The organism is candidate division WOR-3 bacterium (assembly GCA_039801085.1).
Lineage (GTDB): Bacteria > Hydrothermota > Tepidihabitantia > Tepidihabitantales > Tepidihabitantaceae > JAOABP01.
On record JBDRTY010000001.1, the window covers coordinates 732,671 to 758,751 of the forward strand.

The 26,081-nt window shown below is 48.2% G+C and carries 23 protein-coding genes and 2 tRNA genes; 9 read left to right on the top strand and 16 right to left on the bottom strand.

The window, feature by feature from the left end; all coding sequences use genetic code 11:
- Positions 1–14: 14 nt before the first annotated feature.
- Both ABIK48_03475 and ABIK48_03480 read right to left on the bottom strand, forming a co-directional pair.
- Positions 15–605 (bottom strand): hypothetical protein, encoded by a 591-nt coding sequence (locus tag ABIK48_03475; protein ID MEO0021217.1) that lies wholly within the window; start codon positions 603–605, stop codon positions 15–17.
- 740 nt (positions 606–1,345) lie between these two features.
- Entirely contained in the window at positions 1,346–2,506 is a 1,161-nt protein-coding gene (locus tag ABIK48_03480) for a hypothetical protein (protein ID MEO0021218.1), read from the bottom strand.
- A 196-nt stretch (positions 2,507–2,702) separates the two neighbouring features.
- On the opposite strand from ABIK48_03480, the gene ABIK48_03485 reads away from it, so the two are divergent.
- The 3 genes from ABIK48_03485 (at position 2,703) to ABIK48_03495 (ending at position 7,510) form a co-directional block, all read left to right on the top strand.
- A complete protein-coding gene (locus ABIK48_03485; GenBank protein ID MEO0021219.1) occupies positions 2,703–5,351 on the top strand; it encodes a T9SS type A sorting domain-containing protein in 2,649 nt (882 codons plus the stop codon).
- A gap of 78 nt (positions 5,352–5,429) precedes the next feature.
- A complete protein-coding gene (locus tag ABIK48_03490; GenBank protein MEO0021220.1) occupies positions 5,430–7,400 on the top strand; it encodes a tetratricopeptide repeat protein in 1,971 nt (656 codons plus the stop codon).
- 36 nt (positions 7,401–7,436) lie between these two features.
- Positions 7,437–7,510 (top strand) — tRNA-Val (locus tag ABIK48_03495).
- A 2-nt stretch (positions 7,511–7,512) separates the two neighbouring features.
- On the opposite strand, the gene ABIK48_03500 is transcribed toward ABIK48_03495, so the two are convergent.
- The 8 genes from ABIK48_03500 to ABIK48_03535 all read right to left on the bottom strand — a co-directional run bounded on the left by ABIK48_03500 (position 7,513) and on the right by ABIK48_03535 (position 13,992).
- Positions 7,513–7,893: a hypothetical protein gene (locus tag ABIK48_03500; protein MEO0021221.1), complete on the bottom strand. Its 381-nt coding sequence runs from the start codon at positions 7,891–7,893 to the stop codon at positions 7,513–7,515.
- Positions 7,894–7,958: 65 nt separating this feature from the next.
- On the bottom strand, positions 7,959–8,804 hold the full coding sequence (locus ABIK48_03505; protein ID MEO0021222.1) for a hypothetical protein: 846 nt from the start codon (positions 8,802–8,804) through the stop codon (positions 7,959–7,961).
- A 13-nt stretch (positions 8,805–8,817) separates the two neighbouring features.
- Positions 8,818–9,135, bottom strand: coding sequence for a 50S ribosomal protein L21 (rplU, locus tag ABIK48_03510; GenBank protein MEO0021223.1), 318 nt, complete (start codon positions 9,133–9,135; stop codon positions 8,818–8,820).
- The gene (gene secG, locus ABIK48_03515; protein MEO0021224.1) at positions 9,119–9,439 is read right to left on the bottom strand and encodes a preprotein translocase subunit SecG; all 321 of its coding nucleotides are present in this window, start codon (positions 9,437–9,439) and stop codon (positions 9,119–9,121) included. The genes rplU and secG overlap by 17 nt, the downstream gene beginning before the upstream one ends.
- Before the next feature lie 67 nt (positions 9,440–9,506).
- Positions 9,507–10,256 (bottom strand): triose-phosphate isomerase, encoded by a 750-nt coding sequence (gene tpiA / locus ABIK48_03520; protein ID MEO0021225.1) that lies wholly within the window; start codon positions 10,254–10,256, stop codon positions 9,507–9,509.
- Positions 10,253–11,434: a phosphoglycerate kinase gene (locus tag ABIK48_03525; protein ID MEO0021226.1), complete on the bottom strand. Its 1,182-nt coding sequence runs from the start codon at positions 11,432–11,434 to the stop codon at positions 10,253–10,255. Before ABIK48_03525 ends, tpiA begins: the two co-directional genes overlap by 4 nt.
- Before the next feature lie 3 nt (positions 11,435–11,437).
- Positions 11,438–12,451: a type I glyceraldehyde-3-phosphate dehydrogenase gene (gene gap / locus ABIK48_03530; GenBank protein MEO0021227.1), complete on the bottom strand. Its 1,014-nt coding sequence runs from the start codon at positions 12,449–12,451 to the stop codon at positions 11,438–11,440.
- 1,455 nt (positions 12,452–13,906) lie between these two features.
- Positions 13,907–13,992, bottom strand: a tRNA-Leu gene (locus ABIK48_03535).
- 84 nt (positions 13,993–14,076) lie between these two features.
- On the opposite strand from ABIK48_03535, the gene ABIK48_03540 reads away from it, so the two are divergent.
- The 3 genes from ABIK48_03540 to ABIK48_03550 all read left to right on the top strand — a co-directional run bounded on the left by ABIK48_03540 (position 14,077) and on the right by ABIK48_03550 (position 17,001).
- The gene (locus ABIK48_03540; GenBank protein MEO0021228.1) at positions 14,077–15,492 is read left to right on the top strand and encodes a transglutaminase-like domain-containing protein; all 1,416 of its coding nucleotides are present in this window, start codon (positions 14,077–14,079) and stop codon (positions 15,490–15,492) included.
- A 111-nt stretch (positions 15,493–15,603) separates the two neighbouring features.
- Positions 15,604–16,590: a beta-ketoacyl-ACP synthase III gene (locus ABIK48_03545; GenBank protein ID MEO0021229.1), complete on the top strand. Its 987-nt coding sequence runs from the start codon at positions 15,604–15,606 to the stop codon at positions 16,588–16,590.
- A 9-nt stretch (positions 16,591–16,599) separates the two neighbouring features.
- A complete protein-coding gene (locus ABIK48_03550) occupies positions 16,600–17,001 on the top strand; it encodes an EamA family transporter (GenBank protein ID MEO0021230.1) in 402 nt (133 codons plus the stop codon).
- A gap of 77 nt (positions 17,002–17,078) precedes the next feature.
- On the opposite strand, the gene ABIK48_03555 is transcribed toward ABIK48_03550, so the two are convergent.
- The 6 genes from ABIK48_03555 to ABIK48_03580 are packed head-to-tail and all read right to left on the bottom strand — an operon-like array spanning position 17,079 to position 23,148.
- Positions 17,079–18,065 carry an MFS transporter gene (locus tag ABIK48_03555; protein MEO0021231.1) on the bottom strand — a complete coding sequence of 329 codons (987 nt, stop codon included), beginning with the start codon at positions 18,063–18,065 and terminating at the stop codon, positions 17,079–17,081.
- Positions 18,062–19,822 carry a DUF2723 domain-containing protein gene (locus ABIK48_03560; GenBank protein ID MEO0021232.1) on the bottom strand — a complete coding sequence of 587 codons (1,761 nt, stop codon included), beginning with the start codon at positions 19,820–19,822 and terminating at the stop codon, positions 18,062–18,064. The genes ABIK48_03555 and ABIK48_03560 overlap by 4 nt, the downstream gene beginning before the upstream one ends.
- The gene (locus ABIK48_03565) at positions 19,819–20,520 is read right to left on the bottom strand and encodes an ABC transporter ATP-binding protein (GenBank protein ID MEO0021233.1); all 702 of its coding nucleotides are present in this window, start codon (positions 20,518–20,520) and stop codon (positions 19,819–19,821) included. Before ABIK48_03565 ends, ABIK48_03560 begins: the two co-directional genes overlap by 4 nt.
- Entirely contained in the window at positions 20,521–21,294 is a 774-nt protein-coding gene (locus ABIK48_03570) for an ABC transporter ATP-binding protein (GenBank protein ID MEO0021234.1), read from the bottom strand. It lies immediately after the preceding gene.
- Positions 21,291–22,277 carry a branched-chain amino acid ABC transporter permease gene (locus tag ABIK48_03575; GenBank protein ID MEO0021235.1) on the bottom strand — a complete coding sequence of 329 codons (987 nt, stop codon included), beginning with the start codon at positions 22,275–22,277 and terminating at the stop codon, positions 21,291–21,293. Before ABIK48_03575 ends, ABIK48_03570 begins: the two co-directional genes overlap by 4 nt.
- Positions 22,264–23,148: a branched-chain amino acid ABC transporter permease gene (locus ABIK48_03580; GenBank protein ID MEO0021236.1), complete on the bottom strand. Its 885-nt coding sequence runs from the start codon at positions 23,146–23,148 to the stop codon at positions 22,264–22,266. The genes ABIK48_03575 and ABIK48_03580 overlap by 14 nt, the downstream gene beginning before the upstream one ends.
- Before the next feature lie 104 nt (positions 23,149–23,252).
- On the opposite strand from ABIK48_03580, the gene ABIK48_03585 reads away from it, so the two are divergent.
- The 3 genes from ABIK48_03585 (at position 23,253) to ABIK48_03595 (ending at position 26,079) form a co-directional block, all read left to right on the top strand.
- On the top strand, positions 23,253–24,701 hold the full coding sequence (locus ABIK48_03585; protein ID MEO0021237.1) for a hypothetical protein: 1,449 nt from the start codon (positions 23,253–23,255) through the stop codon (positions 24,699–24,701).
- Positions 24,691–25,173, top strand: coding sequence for an adenosine-specific kinase (locus tag ABIK48_03590; GenBank protein ID MEO0021238.1), 483 nt, complete (start codon positions 24,691–24,693; stop codon positions 25,171–25,173). The genes ABIK48_03585 and ABIK48_03590 overlap by 11 nt, the downstream gene beginning before the upstream one ends.
- Positions 25,174–25,326: 153 nt before the next feature.
- On the top strand, positions 25,327–26,079 hold the full coding sequence (locus ABIK48_03595) for a hypothetical protein (GenBank protein MEO0021239.1): 753 nt from the start codon (positions 25,327–25,329) through the stop codon (positions 26,077–26,079).
- The last annotated feature ends 2 nt before the right edge of the window (positions 26,080–26,081 follow it).

The window sequence follows — 26,081 nt, forward strand, 5'->3', positions numbered from 1 at the left end:
AGTTGTGGTAGATGCTAAATTGTCATTTTATCGGGCATTGTTGTCGTCTGAGATACGATTCTTCCAGTAATATCAAACATCTGCAACTCTTCAGATTGAGATGTTGTGATGAATAGTTCATTTTTAAACACCAGTGGATAAATATGCAGTTTATGGGATTCAATGGTAGGCAGGTTGGGTTTTTCTTCGATGCCGGTTCCAGTAATCAGCCAGTTGAGCATCAACTCCATCAGTTGAACCCGGGTGAGATAATCGGGGCGGGAAGGAGGACGATTAACCGCTTCAAAACCGAAACCGAGGAAGATAATTCTCCCCCCGTGAATAATTTGGCGTCTGATGCCAGCCCCTGTATTGCCGGCTGTGTCATAAACCAGAAATTTGCTGGAGTTGAGCAGAGGGGAAATAACGTCTCTTGATGTTTGGTTATTAGCTCCGTTTCCTCCGGCAGTTGCGGTTCCCCTGATATAGCGGCCGATAGAATCGTTAGGCATACCCACAACCATAAAACCGCTCCAACCTGATGAGTCAAATCGGCAGCCGATGAACTCTTCTAAAAAACGCGTTTGGGTAAGTTCCTCGGCAATATTCTGTCCGGTAATGAGCAAATTACCCCCCTGTTCTCCAAACAGAATTAAGCTATCCTGATCTTGAGCAGGTATGGTCCGCGTTACAGCATTTCCTGAGAACCAGATAATTGTCCGCTGCTGAAGCCTCTCGGTTATGTGATAAGGGACCGGTCCGTTTCTTGGTATTGACCAGTAACACCAGCTGGTATTCAGACTGTCAAGGGTTGTGGTGTAATAAAAAGCCAGTGTATCAAGAGTGTCACTGTTTACGATCAGAACTTGAGCGGGGTTAGCCAATAATACAATATCTGTATCATGTGGAACTGCAAGACAAAAGTATCGCCGGTAATAAGGAACAGCCGGTTTGATTGTTAAGGTGAACAGGGAATCAATGAGGTTCAGGGAGAAGTTACCGGAGGAATCGGTTACACAGGAGTCCCATATCGTCGGGTGATTAAACAGGCGGGCGATAATTTGAGCGGTAACCGGCTGTGAACTAACCGAATCCATTAGTATGCCGCTGACACGGCATTGTCGGTGGATTCTATGCGAAAAATAGGCAGTATCATTGTAAGGGTTATCGTCCCCGGATAAGGCGGCGACGAGGGTGATTACTTGAGCAGTTTCGGGAATAGGCAGACGAAGATGTAAAGTATCGAGTTCCAGAAATGGTATCGGGTCGAGTATTACATAAGTGAAGAGTTGTCCGGAAACAAAGATCCTGAGGGTTTCAGTTGGTGATATGGTTCTACCGGTATTAGCAATTTGAATTGTCAGATTCAGTGTATCTCCCGGGAAGTATATTGTGTTAGGTTCAGGAATGGTAAGGTCCAGCAGGCAAGGTCATGCACATAAACCGGGATAGTGCTGGGGTCCATACCCATAAAGTCCAAGTAGCTTGAAACCCAAGTGTGGTCTTGGGTAGATGGGTCCGTCCAAGTAGCGGGAATTCCTCCATCAGAATCTGTATCGAGCATAAGCAGGGTGTCGGTGATATAACGGTGCGCGATTAGACAGCTGGAAGAATGGTTGATTGCATTGGCAGCATGGTAGGCATTGGCAAGCCAGAGGTTATGGGAACAATTCCATGTTCCCTGAGGGTAGAAACTAGGAAGTGATTCGGAGAATGTGTTTACCCAGATTTTTCCAGAGAGAGTATCAAATCGACAATATGTCTGACAGACACCCCAGAAGGCGGTGGCGCCGGACATTGCCCAGCTCTGGTAACTGAGCCGACTGCGCGGTGCGGCTTCAATCCAGTTCTTTACCCTTATACCGCGGGCGAGTGCTGTGTCCAGCAGCTCTCGGTCATTAGAGAAGATAGCAAATTCATACGCCATGCCGGATGACTGAGTGATGACGAAATTCTCCAGATAGTTGGCAGGGTTCAACGGATTATTCAGATAAAATCGGCGACAGGAATCAGAGTAGTATTTGAAGCTGGAATCCTGGTATACCTGGCGGTAAAGCATTTCCATCCACATTCCCAGTCCGCAGTTCCAGACTGCATACCAGACATTGGCCGGATTTCCGCCATGCTCATAATAGGCAGGGTGGCGTAACAGGTAAATCCAGGCACGTTCGATGTTTTCTTGGTAATCATTGCGTCCGGTAAGCTGATGCCACCGCGTCCAGATCCAGATGGCTTCCTGAGTGTTATCAGTTTCGATGATCGCGGGCAGATGCTCAGCTTCAATCACACCACCATAATCAGTAGAAGTTGAATCTGTAACTTGGTAACGGGATACAAAATCACATACCCACCTTATTCGCTGAAGGTAGAAAAATCTCCTTGACAGAATTTTGAGGCTATCATAATGATGATACAATACCGGATGCGGTCTTTTTTCGTAGCTATTTATATCCTCGTGGTTCCAGATTGTGCTGGCAGTTGCCAAAGATAGTGCAAATATAGAACTGACAATCAGTCTGAGCGTCACTTACACGAAAATAATATATTTTGTTTTTAAGTCAAGATCAAAAATAGGCAAAGTACAGATTCTGCTTGACTTAATCAGAAATTTCATTATACTAAAATACACTCGGTAATGGGGTGGCGCCGGGTTTGGAATGTGGAGTGCAGTGGCTTCAAGCCACGGGCATTGGATTAAAAGTACCCGAGTGAAAGGAGGCGAAATGGCAGGCAAGGTAGGTGTAGTAATAAAAAACGGCGTATTCCTCGCCATTTTAGGCGTTAATTTCCTCCCTAGTTCAGCGTTTGCTCAAACTTGGAAAATTGGCGATAACAAATATCTTACTCGAATTTATTCCGTTCCAGTTTTCTTCAATTCGACCAAAGGAGAATCTCTCAAACTTATGTCCGACTCAGTCAAACGCTGCTATCCGGATGACAATACGTACTGGACAGGGTCTTTGGCAAAAAAGGGCAATCAGTATTCCAAATCATCCGGTACGGTAAGAGTAAGCAGTGAGCCATCCGGCGGATCTGACTGGTGGTATCAGGGCTGGTTCAAGTTCAACCTCTCTGCTATTCCCGACAGTTCAACAATTGATACCGTTGCATTAAACTTTTATTGTTCCAACCGTTCCTCCCAGATTCCCTATGCATATGTTCGCCTTCTGCCCGGTGATCCTGCTTCAGCCAGTGATCCAACCTTATGGACTTGGTTAACTACAGGTGCGATCGTAAGCCCAGCACGAAGTATTGATTTGAATTGGCAGACGCGCGGTTTGAATGCAACTGGGAAGGCAGCGGTGGAATCCTGCCTTGGTCAGAACTGGATAGCATTCGGGTTGCATGAATTCACTTACCGCACCGGTGCTTGGGCGGAAGTAAAAGGTCATGGAAGCGGGGAAAATACTCCATATCTAGAGATTGCATATACCTTGCCCGCCCGATCAGATATATCGATGGAGGAGATTCTCGAACCTGGATTTGTATTGCCAGTCGGAACGATAGTAACGCCTACCGGACGGTGGCGCAATCGTCAGCCTCACCCGGATAATTATTATGCCTGGTTTATTTTTATAAATCCTGCGGGGCAAAGAACAACTTTGCCCGCAATTCAGGTTTTGGGACAGCGCGGTGAGAGCGATACGGTGCTTTTCTTTACCCCGTTTCCTCTTAATGATACTGGTCTCTGGACGGTCAGGTGTTCTACTTATACTGAGAATGATATCGACCCGAACAATGATATCCGAGAGCGTTATTTCCGGGTCGTTCAGAATTCCGGAGGCAACCGGTTTGACGTGGCAATTACGGAGATCACCTCGCCTGTCGGTGTGATTGATACCGGTACAGTTGTTGTACCAAGAGCCCGCTGGCGCAATCAGTCCGTTAATCCCGCGACATTTTTTGCTTACTGTGCACTGATTAACCCTGAAGGGGTAAGGATATACACCAATTCGGTCCTGCTCAGTGATTTTCCACCATCGGCTGATACAACCATTGAATTTACACCTTATAATGTCGGGTACCAGACAGGACAGTGGGCGGTTGTCTGTTCCACTGTGGCTCTGGGCGACACAAATCCAGATAATGACTGGCGGTGGGGCAGTTTCAGTGTGGCTGCAGGCGGGGGGTCTCCGAAAGGCTGGCATGAAGTTTCGTCAGTCCCGCTACCTCCATCCAGCAAAGCAGTTAAAGATGGGGGGTGGCTGACTTACGACCAGGGCAGCGGTTTGTTCTTCATCGTCAAAGGAAATAAGACTGGTGATTTTTATTCCTATGATCCGGTAGCAGATACTTGGCGGGAACTGTGTCTATGGCCCGGCGGAATTGAAAATAAAGGACCGGCGAAAGGGGCAACTGGCGCGGCAGATGGCACAGGTCATGTTTTTGCAGTTAAGGGGAACAATACACTGGGATTTTGGTGCTATTATATCGACGGGGATTCTTGGCATCAGCTTCGTGATGTGCCGGCAGGACCTTCGGGAAAGAAAGTCAAGGGCGGTTCAGATATGGTGGTCATAAATCAGAGTGGAAATCAGTACGTGTATCTGCTGAAGGGTTATAAGAACGAGTTTTACCGTTATCACTGTAATGGCGACAGCTGGGAACAGTTGCCCGATGCACCACAGGCACTACATCCGAAATGGGACAAGGGTTCTTGGCTTGCATACGACGGTAACCGGTATATTTATGCCCATAAAGCCAAATATCACGAATTCTGGCGGTTTGATCTCTATACCGCCGCTTGGGATACCCATCGCCTTAAGGGTATGCCGTTTCTCAGTCGCACCGGTAAAAATAAAAAGGCAAAGGATGGTTCAAGCGGTGCTTATTTGAACGGAGGCGTTTTTGCGTTAAAAGGTGGCAACACCTGTGAGTTTTACCGGTATGAACCCGAGGGCGATACCTGGACTGAACTGGAGCCGATGCCGGAGGTGGGATCTGCAGGAAAGAGAAAAAGGGTTAAAGGTGGAGGAGATCTGGTGGCCGTTGGAGAAAATATCCTATATGCTCTCAAGGGTAACAAGACCCGTGAGTTGTGGTACTATTGCTATGTTCCCGAAGCAGAGGTGTCTAGGAATGGCGTTCAATCTGAAATTACGACGCCTGTCTTCACAGAAGAACGGTTCCGAATTTTCCCTAGTCCGGCGACAGAGGGTGTGCTTGTGCTTGAATTTGAGGATGGAATGCGTCTCCCGCTTCCACTGAAGGGTGTGCTTTATGACAATGCGGGCAAGCTGGTCCAGACCTTTACAATCAATTCTCATAGTGTCAGTTTTAATTTTGCCCAATTACCTGCAGGGATTTACTGGGTGGCACTTGAAAACCGGTCCGGATCACGGTTCCTCCGGAAGATCATAATTGCTCGGTAGGGTAGAATTATTCCGGATTGATTGGGATCTAAATACTTAATTGCCAAACAGGTAACTATGTGTTAAAATAACTCTGATATGTTTTTTTTCATTATTCTCATTTTGCTGATGGCAGTTGCGGTATTAACATTTTTGCTCATACGGTCGGAACGTAGAAATCGCAGATCTCAGTTGAAGACTGGACAGCTTGAGCAGGTTATTGAGCGGCTGATGCCGCTGGCATATTCCAGATATTATACTCGGCTGGGACAGCTTCAGCGGCGTTTAGGCATAGTCTTCATTGATCATCTGCCGATGACGAGGGATTCAGATGTAAAGAAGTTGTTCGAAACCGGTCTGAAGTTTGCGGAGCAGAATTACTGGGATCGGGCTTGTCAGATTTGGAACGAAGGAAAGGGGAAGGCACGGGAAGATGAATTGGCAGCACTGCACTTTCTTTGTGCAGGATGCCTGGTTATGAAAGGACAGATGGTCCAAGCACGCGCAGATTTGGAACAGGCAGCTAGGATATTACGGCACACCGGTAATAAAAACGGTTTGGCTGCGGTGCTCTATCTTCTGGCAACATTTAACAGTGAAGAACAAAATCGGTCATTAGTCAAAAGGCAACTTGCTGAGGTAATTGCGCTTTGCCACAAGACAGGTGACGATGATCTGCGGGTTAAGGCGCTGGTTCGCCTGGCGGAAATATACCAACATGATGGTCTGGATGAGCAGGCAATTGATTGTCACCGACAGGCTTTGAGAGTGTTTGAGCTCAAAAGGAATTTCAGTGCTGCAAGTGGTCAATACCGGTCGATCGGAGACATTCATTTGGCAAGAGGGGAACTCGATAAAGCACGGGCGGCTTATGAAGACAGTCTGCATCTGGCAAGAGAGAGCCGCAGTCGAATGGCAGAGGCAGAAGGTCTTCTGGCGATTGGCATTGTCCATCGCCTGCAACGTGATTACAAGAGGGCAATTGATGTTTTTGACCGGGCGATGCATATTTTTCAGGACATCAATTATTTCAAGGGTCAGGCCCGAGTCTTGCACGAACTGGCGCTGGCACATGAGAAGTATAATGAACCTGATATCGCCCGGGAGTTTTTTGAACAGGCACTGACATTTGCCCGGAGACTAAGGGATACGAAATTAATCATTGACAATTTGTTAGGTTTGGGGATGAATGCAATACTGCAGTATCATTTGGAAGAGGCACAGAGGTTGATTGAGGAAGCGCAGGTTGCCGCAAACGAGTGCGGACGGACTCAGGAAGTCGTGCGGGTAAAAATTGTCCGTGCAAGATTTTTTATCGCCACTCGTAAATTTGAGCAGGCAGTACAGTTATTAAACGAAATCGTTGAACTGCCGGCGTCAGTGCTTGACCGCAAGCACAGGACAAGGGCATATCTGGAATTGATACGCGCACTAATACGAAGTGGCAGAATTTCAGCGGCAGAAAGGGCATTGAAACAATTCTGGCATCTACTGAGAGGAATTCAAGATGAGGAGTTGACAGCAGATGGGTGGTTTGAAACCGGACTACTTAAATTTGTAAGCAAGGACACGGCCTCTGCCCGCCGGTATTTTGAGCAGGCATATATATTTCACCAGAAAGTGAATGCAAGTCGAGCGATGGCGATCGATTTGTTTTATCTGGGTAAGTTGATGTATCAAGAGCAGATGCCGACAGAAGCACAAATCCGGCTGACTGAAGCGTTACAGATTGCTAAAGAATCGAATGATATCAGTATTCAGGCTGAGATAATTACGCTTTTGGGAGATATCAAACACGGTCTGCATGATATCAGTGCAGTCAGTAATTATAGTCAGGCGCTGGAGCTCTACCGAACGATTGGCGATGAACAACAGCAGGCTCAAGTTCTGATGAAACTGGGCATGGTGTTCTACCAAGATGGTGTTTGGGATAAGGCAAGACCAAGCCTGGAACAGGCTTTAATGATTTTTCAACGGTTGAATGCCCGGGAAAATGCTGAGTCAGTTCTGTCACTGCTGAATAAGATGCCGGCAGATGATATCGGTTTGAAGTTAGCAACCGGTTCCTAACTTGACTGATAAATTTCTATTGTTATGATTTTAAAAGGGCGATTAGCTCAGTTGGTTAGAGCGCTGGTCTCACATACCAGAGGTCACACGTTCGAATCGTGTATCGCCCAGTTTATTTTTTCTTACGGGGACGCCCCCGACCTCGAGGGATATTAAGTTCAATCCGAGTCAGCCGGATTGCTTCGCGAACATGGTATTCGCTTACCCCGTATTTCTTGGCAATTGCGATCAGTGGGGTTCCATTTTCGTGCATTTTCAACATAGCCAGTCGCTGTGCCTTTGAAACCGTCCGATGCCAGGCGACAATTCTCTTGCCTGGTTTGATCTTCATTCGCGGGACCAGCTGGCGGATTCTTTCGCGGGATACTCCGATTGCCCGTGCCAGCTCCGCCTGAGTCATGGTAGCAACCTTTTTCCCCAGTTTTTCGATTTTCTGAATGGCGGTAAGGGGTTGATTCTTGGTCTGAGTTTGCGATGGTTTTGGTGCTTTCATTTTTTATCCTCCCTTTCTAATTCTTTTTACTGTCATTTTCATTAATTTCCCGGTAAAGCATTTATCTATTGATTGGTAACAAGTTTGGTTACAAGCGGCGGTCTGCCAGAACATCTGGCGATCGCAAAAGCGACCCCGGATGTGAGTTCATTGGTTTCGACTGTGAACAAATTGATGCCGGCAGGCAGTTCACCCGAAAACAGCTTCTTCTGTTGTCTGCCGGTCAGGTCGAAAATAGTGAGAATGGTATAAGCCGGAGCGTCCAGTTGTAACCTGATGGTGTGATATTTCGAGCCGGCAGGCAGGGCACTGATACTATACTGCAACGGAATATTACCATGCACCTCATTAAGGCCTCCGCTGCCGGCGACAAATTCGGCGTCGTCAATATAGATTACACCTCCTGCCGGCCCCCCGGTAAAACCGTAAATCCGAAGTAGACAGCGGGCAAAAACAGCACTGTCGGGAGCAGTGTCGGTTTTACTCAGTTGCTGCCAGGTGTGAACTGCGGAGTCGGTATAAACCACCGATGTGCTTCTGATTGCTGAAGTATCCTGACGGCACCAAGTGATAAGAAGCCCACCACGAGCATTGACATCGTCATCATAGAACCAGGTTCTGAATGTGTAGACATTTGCGGGGATAATATTGACATACTGTCTCAGACCATAGTTATTTCCCGTTCCTGTTACTAGGCGGGTTATTTTACAGGAATATGGCGATGAGTGAATTGTGCCTGATTCCTGTTCAATCTTTGCCTTGGTAGTATCTTCAACTATCCAGCCGGATGGTTGTCGAGGGCTTTCCCAGTTACTGAAGTCGCCGTTGACCAGCAGATTGCCGGTGACAATATTGGTTGCCGTTATAGTAATGACTGACAACTGCAAAAACTGCCGGAGAAGGAAATTCATTTCGATCCTCTCTTTACACCTCGTACCCGATTTTGGTAATTTGAATTCGAGTTAAAGGTTGTTTGTGCCCCTTTTTCCGTCGATAGTTTTCCCGGCGGATGAATTTGAAAGTGGTAACCTTCTTTGCCCGGGTGTGTTCAATGATATTTGCTTCGACATAAGCATTGGGGACAGTTGGTGTCCCCACAATTGCTTGATCATCAGTCCGTAACATCAGGACATTATGGAAACGCATGGCTGTGCCCGGTTCGCCTGCAAGCCGGGGTACGGTTATTTGCTCCCCGGGTTTGACCAGATACTGAAAGCCAGCAATATTAACTACTGCGTACATTGTCTATCCCCCTGTCAATTACAGAGACGGTATTAACATCAGACCTGACTGAACTGCCAGCTGGCGCAGCCGAACGGCTCCGATGGGCGGACATGAGCACCAGTCCCAATGAGGTAAGCATAAATGCCACCGCCAAGGCTGATGTAATTTTTGCCATCAGTGGTGCTGCGCCGCCGCCGCCGAAGATGGACTCACCGCCCCCTAAAATTGTGCCGAGTCCGCCCTTCTGTGGTTGCTGTATCAGTACCACCAGAACCAGCAGAATTGATATCAAGAGATGCAGAAATATCAGTATTGCGTACATATATTAGCTCCTTTACAATTTAAATTTAACATTTTTTAATGTAAAGTCAAGAGAAGACCGATTGACCTTACTTAAAGGAGTTGACGATGATGCTGAAGGCATTGACATCAAGGCTTGCGCCGCCGACCAGCAGCCCGTCGACTCCGGTTTGGCGGATTAGTGCCATTGCATTTTCCGGTTTGACGCTGCCTCCATAGAGCACACGGATCCGATCCGCAGCATCGCCAAAACGGTTTCGCAACCAGAGATGAATCCAGTTGTGAATTTCCGCGGCCTGATCTGGCGTGGCAGTGTGTCCCGTGCCGATCGCCCAGACCGGTTCATAGGCAATATCAAGACTGGTGCTGGTTATGCCATTCAGCCCCTTTTCCAGCTGGCGCCGCAGGATTTCAATTGTCTGATGGGCGTTGCGTTCCTCAAGAGTTTCGCCGCAGCAGAGAATCGGTCTAAGATCTGCCGACTGAGCTGCTTTTATCTTGCGATTACAGATTTCATCAGTCTCGCCAAACAGAAGGCGCCGTTCCGAATGGCCAATAATGCAGTAGCGACAGCCGAGTTCGACCAGAAACAGCGGTGAGATTTCACCGGTAAAGGCACCGGCCGGTTCCCAGTGGACATTCTGAGCGCCCAAGGCAATCGCGGAATCGGTCAGTATTTCAGCTGCCGCTGGGAGAGAGGTGAACGGCGGGAATATCGCGACTTCACAGGGCAAGGGGTGGCGCAGCAGTTTAATCAGAGAGTGAAGGAACTCCCGGGTTTCACGAATGTTCTTGTGCATTTTCCAGTTGCCGGCAACAAGTGGTTGATGAATGGTCATGGTGCGTCGGCGAGCGCGGCTATTCCGGGTAAATTCCGGCCTTCAAGGAATTCCAGAGTGGCGCTTCCGCCGGTTGAGAGATGGCTGATTCGGTCTGCCACTTCTGCCTGTTTGAGTGCTGCCCCGGTATCACCACCGCCGGCAATGGTTATGGCGCCCCGAACAGTGGCCTGTGCCAGTGCCCGGGCAATGGCGATACTACCGTGGCTGAACGTCTGGTTCTCAAACATGCCCATCGGACCTGCCCAGACTATGGTTCGGGCAGTGGCGATGAGCTCACAAAACATTTCAATTGTGCGGGGGCCGATATCAAATCCGGCTTCGTCGTTTTCAATCTGTTCTACCGGAACAATACGAGTGCCGGCACCATCGGGATTTGCTGCCGTTACAACATCAACTGGCAGAACCAGCTTCGGACTGTCCTTGAGTTTCTCAACTTCAGCCATCAGTTCCGGCTCCCAGCGGGATTTTCCGATCGGAATTCCCCGTGCTTTCAGAAAGCTGAAGGCAACCGCACCACCAAGAAGCAAATGGTCAACGCGGGGCAGAAGATTTTTAATTACTCCTGCTTTATCAGCCACTTTGGCGCCGCCGATTATCACCAAGAAAGGCCGTACCGGTGTCTGCAGCAGGGGTTCTAGGTATTGAAGTTCCCTTTCCAACAGGAAGCCGGCTGCGGGCTGGGCAAAGAATACCGTCATACCGGCAGTGGAGGCATGAGCACGGTGCGCGGTACCGAAGGCATCGTTGACATAGAAGTCCCCCAGTGTTGCCAGTGCCCGGGCGAAGTCCGGGTCGTTTTTTTCTTCGCCATGATGAAAACGCAGATTTTCGAGCAGGGTGACCGAATTAGGCGGAACCTGCTGGAGGAAACGGATCACATCAATACCAGTGCAGTCAGGGGCAAAGTGCAGATTGCCGTTTAACATTTGTTTCAGGTGTTCGGCGACCGGTCTGAGGCTGTAATTCGGATCCGGCTTCCCCTTGGGTTTGCCCAGATGAGAACCAAGAATTACGGTTGCACCTTGTTCCAGAAGATATTGAATTGTCGGTAAGGCGGAGCGAATGCGGGTGTCATCAGTAATGACGCCATTTTCACCCATGGGAACATTGAAATCAACGCGGACAAACACCCGTCGGTCTCGAACGGGTAGGCTGCGGACAGATAGCTTTGGCATCGCTTAGAGCCTTTCGGCGATATAGTCAATCAGGTCCACAAGCCGGCAGGCGTAACCGTATTCATTGTCGTACCAGGCATATACTTTCACCAGATTGCCGTCGACCACGGAGGTGAGACTGGCATCAAATATCGCCGAATGGGGATTCCCCACTAGGTCAACTGAGACCAGAGGAGCAGTCAGGTACTCAATTATGCCCTTGAGATTGCCTTCCGCTGCGGTCCGGAACGCAGCATTTACTTCTTCAATCGAGGTTTTTTTCTCCACAACGCAGGCAAGGTCGACAATCGAGACATCGGGGGTCGGTACACGAATTGCCATGCCGTCAATTTTGCCCTTGAGTTCCGGGAAGATAACTCCGATCAATTTGGCAGCCCCGGTGCTGGTGGGAATCATCGACATGGCCGCAGCCCGGGCACGGCGCAGATCTGAGTGGGGGAGATCGAGAATTCGTTGGTCGTTAGTGTAAGCGTGGACAGTGGTCATATAGCCATGACGGATCCGGAAGTTCTCATGCAGCACTTTGGCTACCGGTACGACACAGTTGGTTGTGCAGGAGGCATTAGAGATGATATGGTCTGATGCCGGGTCATAAATATTATGATTTATTCCCATGACAATGGATTTAATTCCTTCACCTTTGGGAGGGGCGGAGATCACTACCTTGCGAGCACCGGCCGTGAGGTGACCGCCTGCCTTTTCCAGACTTCGGAACAGTCCGGTTGATTCAAGGACAATATCAACGCCCAGCGCGCCCCAGTTGATTTCTGCGGGATTTTTTACCATGAGGACATTTGCCGGTCTGCCGGCGATAATCAGGTTTTGGCCTTCAGTCCGGACTTCCTCACGGAATATGCCGTGAACCGAGTCATACTTCATCAGATGGGCCAGGGTCGGTGCGTCAGTGACATCATTAATCGCCGCAAGCTCAATTCGCGGATGGCGGCTGACCAGTCTGCCTACCAGTCTGCCAATTCTTCCAAAGCCGTTGATACCCAGTTTTACTTTTTCAGCCATGTACCTTCCTTTCTTTGTAATTTTAAGTAAATATTATTAATTGAATTACTGTCGTCAAGTATATATTTTGATAGAGTTAAATAAGAAGGTTGTATGAGGAGTAACAAGGGGTCCCCCGGGGCGAGTCTTCATATAAAGGGGAAATATTTATCTTCAGAAAAATAAATATGTTAATATAATGATGGTATAAAGATTATATGTGTAAACATATGCACGTGTCTTGTTGTAATTTTAGGTGGGGGAAGGGCGGTAATCGAGACCATAGCTGGACAACCGGTCTGGATTATATTACTCTTAGTAAGGTATGGGCAAGCGGTTTATCTTGCTTTTAATGGTAGTATTTCTGGCGTGTAACCCGGCAGTCGGATGGGGAAAATCGGGCGCCAACGATAGTAATAACGCGGGCGGAGACTGATATCGTTGACAGTGATTCTGCCCGGTTTGAATGGCAGGGAGCGGACCGGGATGGCTGGGTCACTCATTATCTTTACTGGCTTGATGATTCAGCAAAGAAATGCACTACACAGGCAACCTCAGTGACATTGCGCCGTCTGTCATATGGAGCCCATCTATTCGGGATGCAGGCAGTTGATGATGCCGGTGCGGTTTCTCTGACTGCACTGGCGCCGTTTTCTGTTTCCAATGATGAGGTAATCCCCAGAATCGGAACTGATACAGGACTGGAAATAATTACCTGGAATGTTCAGAATTTTCCCAAGGCGGGTGAATCAACACTGGCGCGGCTCAGGCTGGTTGTTTCCCGCCTGGATGCGGATCTGTACTGCATTCAAGAGATAGAGGATACGCTGGCATTTCTGCGTCTGCTGCAGGGTGCAGGGGGTTATGCGGGCTTTTTCTCGCAGGATAACTACGGCAGTTTTTATAAGAAGACCGGGCTAATCTATAAACGGGATATCATTCAGTTCCGGAATGTCAGGCAGATTTTCTGGGATAATGATTCGTTCCCCCGTCCTCCGCTGGTAGCCATGGGTACTGCCAGTCCTAATGGACGAAATTTTGATTTCTGCCTGATAGTGTTACATCTGAAAGCCGGGTCCGATTATGTCGACCGGTTGCGTCGTGCGGGTGCCTGCCGGCAGCTCAAGTATTGCCTTGACAGCGTGCTCATTACTGGCGGGGGGATAAATTTCATCGTTGTCGGAGACTGGAATGACCGGTTGGATGCTCCTTCAGACAGTAATGTATTACGCCCTTTTCTGGAGGATTCATTGGATTATTTCTTCCTTACGCGCGAGCTCACTGGTAACGGATATAACAGTTCTCTGATAGGGGGTAACGTAATTTTTGATCATATACTGATTACCAGAAGTGTGCTGCCGTATTATGCTGGCGGTAGCACGGTTATTCTACGACTCGATGACTATATCAGCGGTTATGAAAATCTTATTTCCGATCACCGACCGGTGATGGCGACATTTCCGGTCTTCGGACAACTGCCGAAGGTGGGAGTTGAACCCACAAGCCCATCGCTGGGCGGCGGATTTTGAGTCCGCTGCGTCTGCCATTTCCGCCACTTCGGCGCAGGTGAATTTTAGAGCAACCGCGGTTAAAGTCAAGTATCTGGCAGGTTTTGACAGCAGAATTCGCTGTGTTATGCTGAACAGATGAGGCGGCTAACGGTTGTTATTTTTTACCTTGCTTTCCTGTTCTGCAGTAACCGGCCGGTGTCCAGCATGTCCGGTCAGGCAGTAACTGGCACAGACTATGGGGAGGTGTGGTTAGCTACTTATCTTGCCGGAATGAAGATCGGTTATGGTGTGCTTAAATATAATCGAAGTAATGGCGGTTTTAATTTTGATTATGCCACCCGAATGACCGTGGGTATGCTGGGGAAAAAGCAGACGGTTAATGTCCATTCCCACGTCGCTACTGATGAAAATCTGGCACTGCGGTCGTTTGAATTCAGGATGAGTTCACAGGATGGTTCTTTTACGGCACGGGGCAGGTGTGAAGACGGCAGATTTGTGCTTGAAACTGGCAATGGAACGAGGGTAATTCACCCGACGAGAAAGTTGTATCCGATCGAAGCGTTAGGGATAATAGTGACAAGAAGCCAGCCTGAACCCGGCACGCGTTTGAATTATCTGACATTCGATGGTGCGGTGCTTGATACGATGGGGACGGAAGTGGAGGTGCTGGGAAAGGAAATGTTCAAAATCGGTGAGACAGCGGTTCCGGCGCTGAAAATGAAGGTAAGGCGGGCAAAGTTTGATATGACAGTTTGGGTGGATGAAAATGGTATGACTCTGAAGGAGGATTCGCCGATGGGTATCAGTTCAGTCCGGGTGGGCAGTGAGCAGGCGCTTGCTGGCGAGGCGGGGTATCCTTTAGATCTTCTGAGAATCTTTGCCGTGCGGGTAGATACAATAATACCGGAGGGAAGAAGGTGGCGCCGGATGGTCTTAACAGTTTCAGAAATTGATACTGCACTTTTACCAGCCAGTGACGAAAATCAGCGGATCATCACTGTAGAAGGGGGAGATGTCCGGATGGAAATAAAAATTGCTCTGCCCGATTCTACCGTGAAGTTGCCGGTTGACACTTGCCGGGAGTTTCTGAAGCCGACGGTAACCATTCAATCCACAGCTCCGGAAATTGTCCGGACTGCAAGACAGATTGTGAATGGAACTGACAATGCTGCTGCTGCGGTACAGGAGATCACCGACTGGGTTTTTCGGTCATTGCAGAAGGAGGCGGTGGCATCGCTCCCCAATGCGGTTGATGTGCTGAAAAACATGAAGGGTGATTGCAATGAGCATGCAGTGCTTTTTGCCGCCCTTTCCCGTGCTGCCGGCATACCGGCAAAGGTAGCTGTCGGATTGGTCTACCTTCGGGATGGATTTTATTATCATGCCTGGAATGAGGTTTATCTCGGGAAATGGGTTCCAGTGGATGCCACTTTTGGTGAGTTCCCGGCGAGTGCAGTCCGGTTAAAACTTGCTGAAGGGGAGCTGAGTGAACAGGCTCAGGTGTTGGGCGTGGTCAGCAGGATAAAAATTCGGGTGCTGGAATTTGAATAAGCGGCAGCGATTGACCGGCGCTCGGTGCCGGATATAATTAACATTGTGAATTATCTAAATTCGATATGGAAGCCGCAGGAACACCAGGACGGGGAGAACAGGTTAACGAATATCGGATATTCTGCAGTCATTGCCGGTACCGGGTTTGACGTTCCGGAAAGGGTTCTGACCAATGAGGACCTGGAGAAGATTCTGGATACATCCGATGAATGGATTACCGAGCGGACCGGAATGAAGGAACGCAGGATTGCAGGTCCCACTGAAGCCGCATCCGATTTTGCCTGCCGGGCAGCGCAACGGGCATTGGAGGAAGCAGGTGTCCGGTCCGAAGATCTGGATCTGATTATTGTTGCTACTGTGACCGGCGATATGCCATTTCCTTCAACTGCCTGTATTGTCCAGGATCGGTTGGGTGCCCGGAATGCCGCGGCGATGGATTTGGGTGCCGGATGTTCCGGTTTCATCTATGGTTTGACTACCGCCCGCCAGTTCATTGCTACAGGCACTTACCGGACCATTCTGGTTATCGGAGTTGAGGTTCTTTCCAAAATCACCGACTGGACCGACCGCAGTACCGCAGTACTGCTCGCTGATGGCGCGGGTGCCGTCGTGTTGCGTGCTGATCAAAATCAGGGGCGGGGAATCATTGCTACTTATCTGGCAGCAGACGGTTCCCATGGAAATGACTTATATATGCCAGCGGGGGGGTCGCGGATTCCGGCATCGATAGAATCGGTACAGCAACGGCTTCATTACCTGAAGATGAATGGCAGTGCTATTTTCAAGGTTGCGGTGCGTTCAATGGCGGATGTGGTGAGGCGGCTTCTGGACCAGGCAAGACTCCGGGCGGAAGACATAAAACTGGTCATTCCCCATCAGGCTAATCTCCGGATAATTGAGGCGATGGCAAAGTTGCTGAATTTTCCGATGGAGCGGGTATTCGTTAATATCCAGAAGTATGCGAATACATCATCGGCATCAACAATTATTGCTCTGGATGAGGCACGGAAATCGGGTCGGGTCCGGCAGAATGATCTGATAATCATGGTGGCTTTTGGCGCCGGCCTCACTTGGGGCGGAGTTTTAATCCGTCTGTAATATCTGAAGATGGATTACCGGTTACTTTCGTTTCTGACGTTTCTGCTTTGGGGGATATGGGGATTTATGACCAAAATTCTCACAAGAGATATCGCAGCCGAAACCGTAGCCTTCTGGTCAACGCTGGCAAGTGTGATTCCCATTCTGCTTTATACGCTGGCCGCGGGCACGATGCAGTGGGTCAGATCTGCGCCGCTGGCAGTGCTGTCCGGGCTGGCTGCCGGTATTGCAACGGTATGTTTTTACATGGCGCTGAAGAGCGGGCCGGCATCGGTAGTTTTACCATTGACCGGGATGTATATTATCATTCCTGCAGTTCTGGGATATATTCTGTTGAAGGAACCGGTAACTGTAAGACACATCGTTGGTCTGGGATTTGCTGTGCTGGCAGTTATTTTTCTTTCCCGTTAGTTGGTTTCCGTTTTTGGCGCAAGAAAATAAAGCATGGTGCCCAGCAGGGCGACTCCAGCTGCAGCAAACATGATTGCCTAGTAGCCGAATTTTCCGGTTACCCCCTCAAGCAGTGCGCCACAGACCGCTGCCAAGCTCAATACTGATTGCAGCATTCCGGAAGCAGTTGATTTTTCTTCGTTCTGTCGCAGAAGTTGCTTAAGTGTTCCGAGATAAAGACAGGACCAGGAAAGTGCCAGTGCCAGTTGAACCGGAATAACCTGGGAAAAATGCCGTGCCAGTCCGAAGGCTACAAATACAATCACCGAGAGAAGAAGCCCGGTCCGGATGAGAATGGCGTCACGGACCAGTTCAAGTATATTCATAAACAGAAACTGCGCAAGCGGATTAAGAGCGTAAATAACCCCAACCCAGAATCGATTGGCACCGAGGTCAGCGAGGTAGAGTGGAAAGATGGTCCAGATGCTGAAGGCGCCAAGGTGACGGAGGAGAAAGGTGAGATAGATAAGCCAGTTACGGGAGAACACTTTCAAATTAAAGAACGACTGGTGGAGTACCGCTGGTTGCGGTTTTAATCTTAATTGTGCGAGTGCCGCTGTCAAAAGCAGCATCAGGGCAGCAACCAAAAAGAGATGCCGGTCGGTAATGAAGTCGACGATTAAAGCCCCCGCAGCCCAACCCAGCGAGCCGAATCCGCTGAACCTTCCAAGATTACAGTTGTCGGAATAGAAATAGGCTACGAGTGCTGCTGGGAAGATGCCGGCTGAAATTCCGATCAGGGCACGGATTAAGAAGAGTACACTGGGAGTGACTGCAAGACAGTGCAATGCCATTACCATGGAAGAAAGTCCGAGTCCGGTGACGACAAATTTCTTCCGGTCGCTGAGGTCTGCCCAGCGGCCAAAGAGCAGATTGGAGAAAAACATCGAACCCTGGTAGGTGGCAACCAGAAGACCAATATTTGAGTGTGTGAAACCAAGGTTACTCGCCCAGAAGGGGATAAAAACGACCGCTGCGGTCAACCCGGCGTTGGCAAGCAGTTGAATGAAGTAGGGGGTATTCACTGGAAATTAGCGAACTGCTTACGATACCATTCTTTGAGTGCGTGCGCTTCATCATAGCGACTGTTGTTTTCCAGCAGGCGGAGGCGTTCCTGAACAAAGATTTGATAACGTGCAAGATTAAGCCGGGTGCGTTCATTCAGGCCGTAGCGTGGTATGCGAACCCGAAGTCGATGGTAGTCAAATTCCGGAAGGAGCGAATCGTCTTGCAATCGGAACAGAATGCCATGAGGGAAGACATAGAATCCTTTTACCAGCTGTTGAGCATCTGGGCTGGATGTTGCCGGGAATGTTATGTAAGTCGATCTGCCCGGGTTATTAAGGAAAAAACTCCGCAGGAGTTTGATGTAGCTTGCCTGAATTGCTGCCGGGTCATAGGGTTGACCGTGTTCAAACCTCTGGAGATGAGGAAGAAATTCTTTAACTTCGGGCTGCGAGTTGCTGATGAGCCAGGGGTATTTCTTCTCAAGATAATTAAAATACCAGGACCGTCGGACCAATTCTTTGTCAACAATACAGATATCAGTGCGGATTTTTTCTATCTCCTGAAGATAGAAGGCGGGCGCGTAAACATCCCACCAGTCAGTGATGATTATTGCGCCGGTATCGGCTGATTCCAGGGTATTCACCGCTTGGTCATAAGCTACCCAGTTCTGATTCTGATTTTGATACTGATAATTCACAATGAGCATTGCCAGGGGAATAACGCAGACGATATAGCAGATTTTCCCGAAATGGCGGAAGAGAGCATCAAGCCCGGTTGCAGCAAATATTGACAGGGCTGTAATAGCCGGCAGATAATAGGCAGCGATATCTGGAATTCCGTAGTTGACAGCGTAGAGGACACAAAGCGTGATGGTAACCATCAGTCCGGTTGCGAGCGGTCTTTTTTTCTGGAAGAGTCTAATCATACCGTAAATTACAATCGGAATTAGAAGATACCCGAAGGTTTGAGTAATCAGCATCAGTCCCTGACCGGTATTGTGCGCAACAGCACCGGGTGATGATGCAAACATCCAGACTCGATACTGTCTGCCACTGATATGCCACCAGAACTGCTCAAAATTGACCGGGTTGCCCCAGGCGAGCAGCGGTTGAGCCTGGGCTCGTAGTATGAGAAATAGATACGGTGACAAACCCAAAATAAAAAGTAATAGCAGCACCGGCAGCAAATGCATAATTTTGCGACGCCGGGAGAGGACAAGGGTAGTAATTATACCAGTAACGGTCCATAGTCCGGTAAGATGGTTTGTTAGTGTTAATCCGGCGAAATAGGAAAGTGCCGGCAAGTAGCCGGTATTTTCACCATCTTTTACTAATTCTACCAACAGCCAGAGAAGAAAGCTTAACAAGAAGGTTAAACTGTAAACCTCAACGTCAGTACTGACGCTCCAGAGAGGCGGTGAGGTTGCGAGTAGTGAGGCAATGATAATTGTGACAATCGGAGTGATTTTTTCCCGCAGACAGATCAGCAGGAAGAAAATGATCCCGGTAGAAGAGCAACAGATACTCAAATAGGTTAGCCGGTGAACTACGCTTGAGAACGGCAACAGGGAGAAGAGCCGTCCTAGAATTATATAAAGGGGATACCCAGTGGGGTGGAGGATGTTAAGAAGATAGCAACCGGCTGCTAGCTCTCCAGAGTCAATCAGGCCAACTGCCGGTACCTTGGTATGGAAATAGAGAAACAGAGAAGCTGCCGGAACAGTTAACAAATAAAGTAGATGCGGTATATTTTGGTTGTTTCGGAAACCGGTCATTCACCGAGATAGGCGGCTTTGACCTTGGGGTGTTTGATTAAGTCTGAAGCTGTGCCGGAGAGAACAATCCTGCCGGTTTCAAGAACATACGCACGGTGGGCTACTTCAAGTGCCATAAAGGCGTTCTGTTCAACCAGCAGAATTGAAGTTCCCCCTTGGTTGATTTCTCTGATAATTGAGAAAATTTCCCGAACCAGTAAAGGAGAAAGCCCCATTGAGGGTTCATCGAGCATCAGCAATTTTGGGTTGGCGATCAACCCTCGTGCCATTGCCATCATCTGCAGTTCGCCGCCAGAAAGGGTACCGGCACGCTGGTGGAGTCGCTCTCTGAGTCGCGGGAATGAAGTAAAGATGCGCTCAAGAGCAACGGGGATTTCGTTCTTCGGCCGGTTGAAGGCACCAAGCAACAGGTTTTCCCGAACTGTGAGATCAACGAAAGGTCTTCTTCCCTCTGGGACCTGCACTATTCCCATTTTAGTGATTTGATGCGCTGGCAGCCGATCAATTTTTTCCCCTTCAAACAGTATTTCTCCTCGGCGTGGTTTGATCAGTCCGGAGATGCATTTCAAAGTTGTAGTTTTCCCTGCACCGTTAGCACCGATTAAGGTTACGATTTCACCTTTTTCTACAGTAAATGTAATTTCACGAAGTACGCTGATTGCTCCGTAAGCTACCGTGAGGTTACTAACAGTTAACATCTAAGGTCCCGCTTTCCCGAGATACGCTTCGATTACTTTCGGGTCGTTCTGTACGTCCTGCGGTTTCCCCCGGGCAATTATCTCCCCGAAGTCCATTACGACGATCTCTTCACAGATACTCATTACTACGCGCATCTGATGTTCAATCAGGAGAATTGTCAGGGCGAACTTCTCCCGGATGAAATGGATAAGGTCCATCAGGCGAATTACTTCTGCCGGATTCATTCCGGCTGCCGGCTCATCCAATAGTAACAATTTCGGCTCAGCGATCAGGGCGCGGGCGATTTCGAGCCGGCGCTGTTCGCCATAGGGAAGGTTGCGTGCAAATTCATATTTCCGGTTTTCCAGTCCCACCAGAGTCAGGAGGGTGAGGGATTTATCGGTGAGCTTTTTTTCTTCTTGATGGAAGGTGGTCGTTCGGAAAATCGAACCAAATAATCCTGCTTTTGTGCAGTAGTGGCAGGCAACCCGGACATTATCAAGCACGGTCAGATTAGGGAAAAGACGGATGTTCTGAAATGTGCGGGTAATACCGAGACGGTAAACCTCAAATGGTTTCATGCCGACTATATTGCGGTTTTGAAATAGAATTTTCCCGCTGGTAGGTGTTATCATGCCGGTAATCAAGTTGAATACAGTTGTTTTTCCGGCTCCATTAGGACCGATAATTCCGGTCAATGAATTAGATTTGAGTGATAAACTGAAATCCTTTACTGCAACCAAGCCGCCAAACTTTTTCGTAAGTTCAGTGATCTGGAGCAGGCATTCGTTCATCGCCGGTATTCTTCCGGTTTGAGAAAATTGAATTCGGTCCCTCCCATTGCACCTGAGGGTCTAACGAGCATGAATATAATTAGCAACAGGGGATAGACGACCATTCGCCATTCTTGGATTCCGGAAGGAAGAATAATTCGCAGTCCTTCCAGTAACAGCGCCCAGCCAATTGCTGCCAGTACCGTTCCCGAGATTGATCCCATTCCTCCGATGACGACGATCAGTAAAACATCAATTGATTTCAGAAAATCAAAATTGTCCGGATTAAGATAACTATACAGATGAGCATATAGTCCGCCGGCAAGACCGGCAAGCATACAGCCGATGACAAAACTGATGGTCTTGTATTTTGTAGCGTTTATTCCGACTGATTCGGAGGCCAGTTCATCTTCCCGTATTGATAGCAGAGCCCGGCCAAAACCCGAGTAAACAAGATTGCGCAAGAGGATTACCGCCAGCAACAGAAAACAGAAAACCCAGGGGAAGGATGTTAATTTGGCAATCCCGCGCATTCCCGAGGCGCCTCCCATAATCGCAATTACCTTGTGGGAATTTTTAAACAGTACATTCATAATCATCCCGAAACCGAGGGTGGCAATTCCCAGATAATCGGATTTCAGGCGCAATATGGGGAGACCGATTAATAAAGCAATTATCCCGCTGGTGATAACACCGGCAGCTAACCCCAGCAGGAAAATCAACAATCCGGTTTTAGGGATTAAACAAGTTACAAGCGCTGAGGTGTAGGCACCGATGCCGTAAAATGCTGCATGTCCCAGAGAAAACTGCCCCGAATATCCGTAGATGAGGTTGAGGCCAAGGGCAGAAATTGCCACGATACCGGCAAGTGACAGAATTGTTTGAATGTAGGGGTTGATTACACGTGTGATAATAAGTGCTTCTATGATTGTGAATATGATTAGCGACAGGATGAGTGCGGTGCTCTCGGGTTTAAATAAATAGAAGAAATTAGACCTTTTCATCTCTTTTCTTACCCAAGATTCCACTTGGACGGATCAAAAGAACCAGTATCAGGATACCAAATGCCGCTGCATCACGGAGGGTTGAGGAAATGTAAACTTCGGTCAACTTCTCCACTATTCCCATAATAATTGCACCAAGCAAGGCACCGGGAATGATTCCGATTCCCCCGAGTACTGCGGCAACAAATGCCTTGAGACCCGGCATGATGCCCATAAATGGATGAATTTGGGGATAGGCGATGCCATAAAGTACACCTCCGGCGCCGGCAAGCGCTGCACCGATTCCGAATGTAATGGAAATAATGTTGTCGACATTTATCCCCATAAGTCGGGCGGTATCATGGTCAAATGACACTGCTCTCATTGCCAGTCCGGTTTTTGTCCGATTAACAAAGATGGTAAGCCCGATCATTAACAAAAGTGCTACGGCAAGAACAATAATCTGCATATTGGAAATTGTGATACCGGCAATTGTAAAAGTACGAATGGGAAAGGGGCGGGGGTAGGCGCGAAAATACGGTCCGAAGACAAACCTCAGGCTGGAGAAGTATTCCAGGAAAAGCGATACACCAATTGCGGTAATAAGGGCTGATATACGGGCAGCACGGCGAAGTGGTTTATAGGCAACTCGTTCGATAAAGATGCCTAGGAGTGCACACCCAACCATTGCCACAATAATTGCAACAGGGAAGGGCAAATGCCAGGAGGTAAGTGCAAAGAATCCCAGATAGGCACCAACCATGAATACATCACCGTGGGCGAAATTTATCAGGCGGACAATGCCGTATACCATGGTGTAACCAAGTGCGATCAGGGCATATACGAAGCCGAGCTGAATTCCGTTTATCAGCTGTTGCAAAAAATATGACAACGGATTGATTTTATAGAAAAATTTTTATTAAAGTCAAGGAAGTCAGATATTGACATTATATTGGATAGGATGATAATTTGGTATTGAAACCAAAGGAGTAAAAGATGACGAGGCGATGGTATTCGTTTATTGCCGGGGCTTTTACCCTGATGTCTTTATCTTTGGCTCACAACATCAGGATTGATTCGCATGAGGTTCCGCTTGTAATTGACACTTATGCGCGCTATCGTCAGAACCAGTCGATATTCAACTGGTCACCATTTGACTCTACCCGCCAAGTATGGGATTTGACAATCTACCCCGGACAGTTGCGGGCAAAAACCGGTCTACGACACTATACTGAGGGACGTTATCCCGCGCCTGATACCATGAGTAACGATCCGCCCGCACCAACAGTGTGTGAATTTGATACACTGGGGGACGGTTCAGAGAGTGAATCATATTTCTACACTGATAATTATGGTCTCTATGCCGATGGAATAGATTTCTCTCAGGGCGGGTTTCGTTTTTTGGGCAACTATCGTCCGGATGGGGTGGTCTATAATTTCCCAATATATTATGGTGCCAGCTGGATATCTGCCTGGTCTTGGCAGTACGAAATCATCCCTGGTATACCTTATCAGGCAACAGAACAGCATCAGAAATCCGTAGTAGCCAGAGGTAAAGTAAAAGTTCCGATGTCCGGCGATTACTTCTGGCCGTGTCTTGTAATCAAGGACTATATGGTTTACTCAGATAATATGGGGACATTAGACCGCCGGTGGATTTATGAATGGGTTGTTCCCGGACATTTTGCTGGTGGGAATGGGGTGGCGGCAGCTATGAGTGATAACGGTGCTCCCCCCGACTTTATTACCGTGCGTACGCTTATGCAGGTTGAAACCTGTTCTATTCCCGGGTGGGATTTAAGACCCCCGGTCTTTGCCAACACAAGGGTCTGGACTGATACCATTTATTCAGGTCCTTTTATCGTGTGGTCAACTATTACTGATAATGATGTTGTGGGAACAGAATCTTTATTTTATCGCATCAATCAGGGTTCTTGGAATTCAGTCAGTCCCGATTCTCAGCGTGGTTCAGTTTATTACTTTACTATTCCGCAGATTACACCTCCAGCGAGAATTGATTATTATCTCTGGGCGATGGACGAATTTTCTCTCAGTCGACAGATAGATTTCTGGACAACCTGGCCAGTTTGTTCCCCCGAAAGCACAATGATCACTTTTTACATTAATCCAACTGGAGTCGATGATTTCCAGTGTTTTCCCCCAGCTTTAGGTTTCAAAATATATCCCAATCCATCGGTCAGGGGGAGATTTGCCATCAGCCTCGATGGGTTTGGAGCACAGAATGTCCGACTGGAATTTTACCAGCCTGACGGCACACCGTTAAAAATATTTAATTTACATCCGAACGGCTCGGGAAGTTGGAAAGCAAACTTGGATTTAAATGGGGCTCCAGCCGGTGTATATTTTTACCGTTGTTCTGCCGGGGTTTTCTCCGCTACTGGAAAATTGACAATCCTGCATGGGGAGGGGAGAAATGGAGATTAAGGCTGTATCCATTGAGAAGCCCGCTGAGGCGAATGTGATCATCGGGCAGGCCCATTTCATTAAAACAGTAGAAGATCTTTACGAATGTCTTGTAACGGCGGTCCCGAGCATAAAATTTGGGCTGGCTTTTTGTGAAGCATCAGGGCCCTGTTTAATCCGGCATGCGGGAACAGATGCAGAATTGGAGGCTATGGCGATTAAAAATGCACTTTCGATTGGTGCGGGGCACGCTTTTATTCTGATTCTTGGCAATGCTTTTCCGGTAAATGTTCTTAATGCACTGAAACAAGTTCAGGAAGTTTGTACAGTTTTCTGTGCAACCGCGAATCCGGTTAAGGTTATTATTGCTGAAGATGAATCGGGTGCCGGGATTCTGGGGATAATCGATGGTGCAAGACCTCGTGGGGTGGAAGGAGAACAGGAGACAATGGAACGGAAGAGTTTTCTTCGGAGGATCGGTTACAAGATGTGATTCGGGACATGATATCCGTTCCCTGGTTGTAGGTGAAATTTAGGGGATAGATATTCAGGAGGCATACTTATTAGAGGCAGTTATAATCTTTATCGGGGTCTTTATCACTTACAGATTTTAACACTCGTTCTGTTAATATCCCAGTGCCGAACGGTGATTCCAGAAAGATCGAGCGGCGCTCAACGGGTTGAGACAATCAGACCAATAAAAACAATCTTTTTAAGTACCGAGGTACAGGATTTCTGCCGCGATGGGAACAATTTCTTGCTGCTTGAACAATCGGGGGCAAGAATTAGAGCCTATGATTCGGAATTTACTGTAGCCGAAACAATTCCAGTAAGCATTTTGTCCCCCAAGGGAATTTACGCCGACCGTTTCTATATTTATTTATACAACGAACAAACTATCTATCGTCTGTCTAAAGATTCACGGCTGATCCAACCTTTGGTAAACAATGTGCGGGTTTCTGGACTTATCCAATATGCTCCCGGAGAGCTGCTGATCAGTGACAAGGAACGAAAACAGGTTTGGTTGAAGACCCTTTTTGGTGAAAGCAGGGTTTTTCTTGATCGTTCGGATGTTAAAAACCCTGGGGCTTTGACACTATTTTCCGATGGGAGTTATGGTCTTATTGCTAATGGCGAGAGGTTACTAAGGATCAATCGTGCAGGTATCATCACTGGGGATTGGAGAATTCCCCAGTCGGTTGATTTGCTGACATCCGACTTCAAGGACAGAGCGTTGCTGATGCGAAGAGGAAAAAGTATGCTATTGGTTCTTTCCGGTAGTCTGGTCGAGTATTCGCTTCATGATGTTTCCAATCCAGTTCAAATTCAATGCTTGGGCAACCGGATATTTGTTTTGGACAATTACCGACAGATAGTGGTTTATCCTTTACCTGATTAACT

Bases quoted from the DNA above. Each gene is read 5' to 3' on its own strand.
- ABIK48_03585 (MEO0021237.1), top strand. From the start codon at position 23,253: ATGACGAGGCGATGGTATTCGTTTATTGCCGGGGCTTTTACCCTGATG.
- ABIK48_03485 (MEO0021219.1), top strand. From the start codon at position 2,703: ATGGCAGGCAAGGTAGGTGTAGTAATAAAAAACGGCGTATTCCTCGCC.
- ABIK48_03570 (MEO0021234.1), bottom strand. From the start codon at position 21,294: ATGAACGAATGCCTGCTCCAGATCACTGAACTTACGAAAAAGTTTGGC.
- rplU (MEO0021223.1), bottom strand. From the start codon at position 9,135: ATGTACGCAGTAGTTAATATTGCTGGCTTTCAGTATCTGGTCAAACCC.
- secG (MEO0021224.1), bottom strand. From the start codon at position 9,439: ATGTACGCAATACTGATATTTCTGCATCTCTTGATATCAATTCTGCTG.
- ABIK48_03540 (MEO0021228.1), top strand. From the start codon at position 14,077: ATGAGGCGGCTAACGGTTGTTATTTTTTACCTTGCTTTCCTGTTCTGC.
- ABIK48_03505 (MEO0021222.1), bottom strand. From the start codon at position 8,804: ATGAATTTCCTTCTCCGGCAGTTTTTGCAGTTGTCAGTCATTACTATA.
- ABIK48_03500 (MEO0021221.1), bottom strand. From the start codon at position 7,893: ATGAAAGCACCAAAACCATCGCAAACTCAGACCAAGAATCAACCCCTT.
- gap (MEO0021227.1), bottom strand. From the start codon at position 12,451: ATGGCTGAAAAAGTAAAACTGGGTATCAACGGCTTTGGAAGAATTGGC.
- ABIK48_03590 (MEO0021238.1), top strand. From the start codon at position 24,691: ATGGAGATTAAGGCTGTATCCATTGAGAAGCCCGCTGAGGCGAATGTG.
- ABIK48_03525 (MEO0021226.1), bottom strand. From the start codon at position 11,434: ATGCCAAAGCTATCTGTCCGCAGCCTACCCGTTCGAGACCGACGGGTG.
- ABIK48_03575 (MEO0021235.1), bottom strand. From the start codon at position 22,277: ATGAAAAGGTCTAATTTCTTCTATTTATTTAAACCCGAGAGCACCGCA.
- tpiA (MEO0021225.1), bottom strand. From the start codon at position 10,256: ATGACCATTCATCAACCACTTGTTGCCGGCAACTGGAAAATGCACAAG.
- ABIK48_03560 (MEO0021232.1), bottom strand. From the start codon at position 19,822: ATGACCGGTTTCCGAAACAACCAAAATATACCGCATCTACTTTATTTG.
- ABIK48_03565 (MEO0021233.1), bottom strand. From the start codon at position 20,520: ATGTTAACTGTTAGTAACCTCACGGTAGCTTACGGAGCAATCAGCGTA.
- ABIK48_03490 (MEO0021220.1), top strand. From the start codon at position 5,430: ATGTTTTTTTTCATTATTCTCATTTTGCTGATGGCAGTTGCGGTATTA.
- ABIK48_03550 (MEO0021230.1), top strand. From the start codon at position 16,600: ATGGATTACCGGTTACTTTCGTTTCTGACGTTTCTGCTTTGGGGGATA.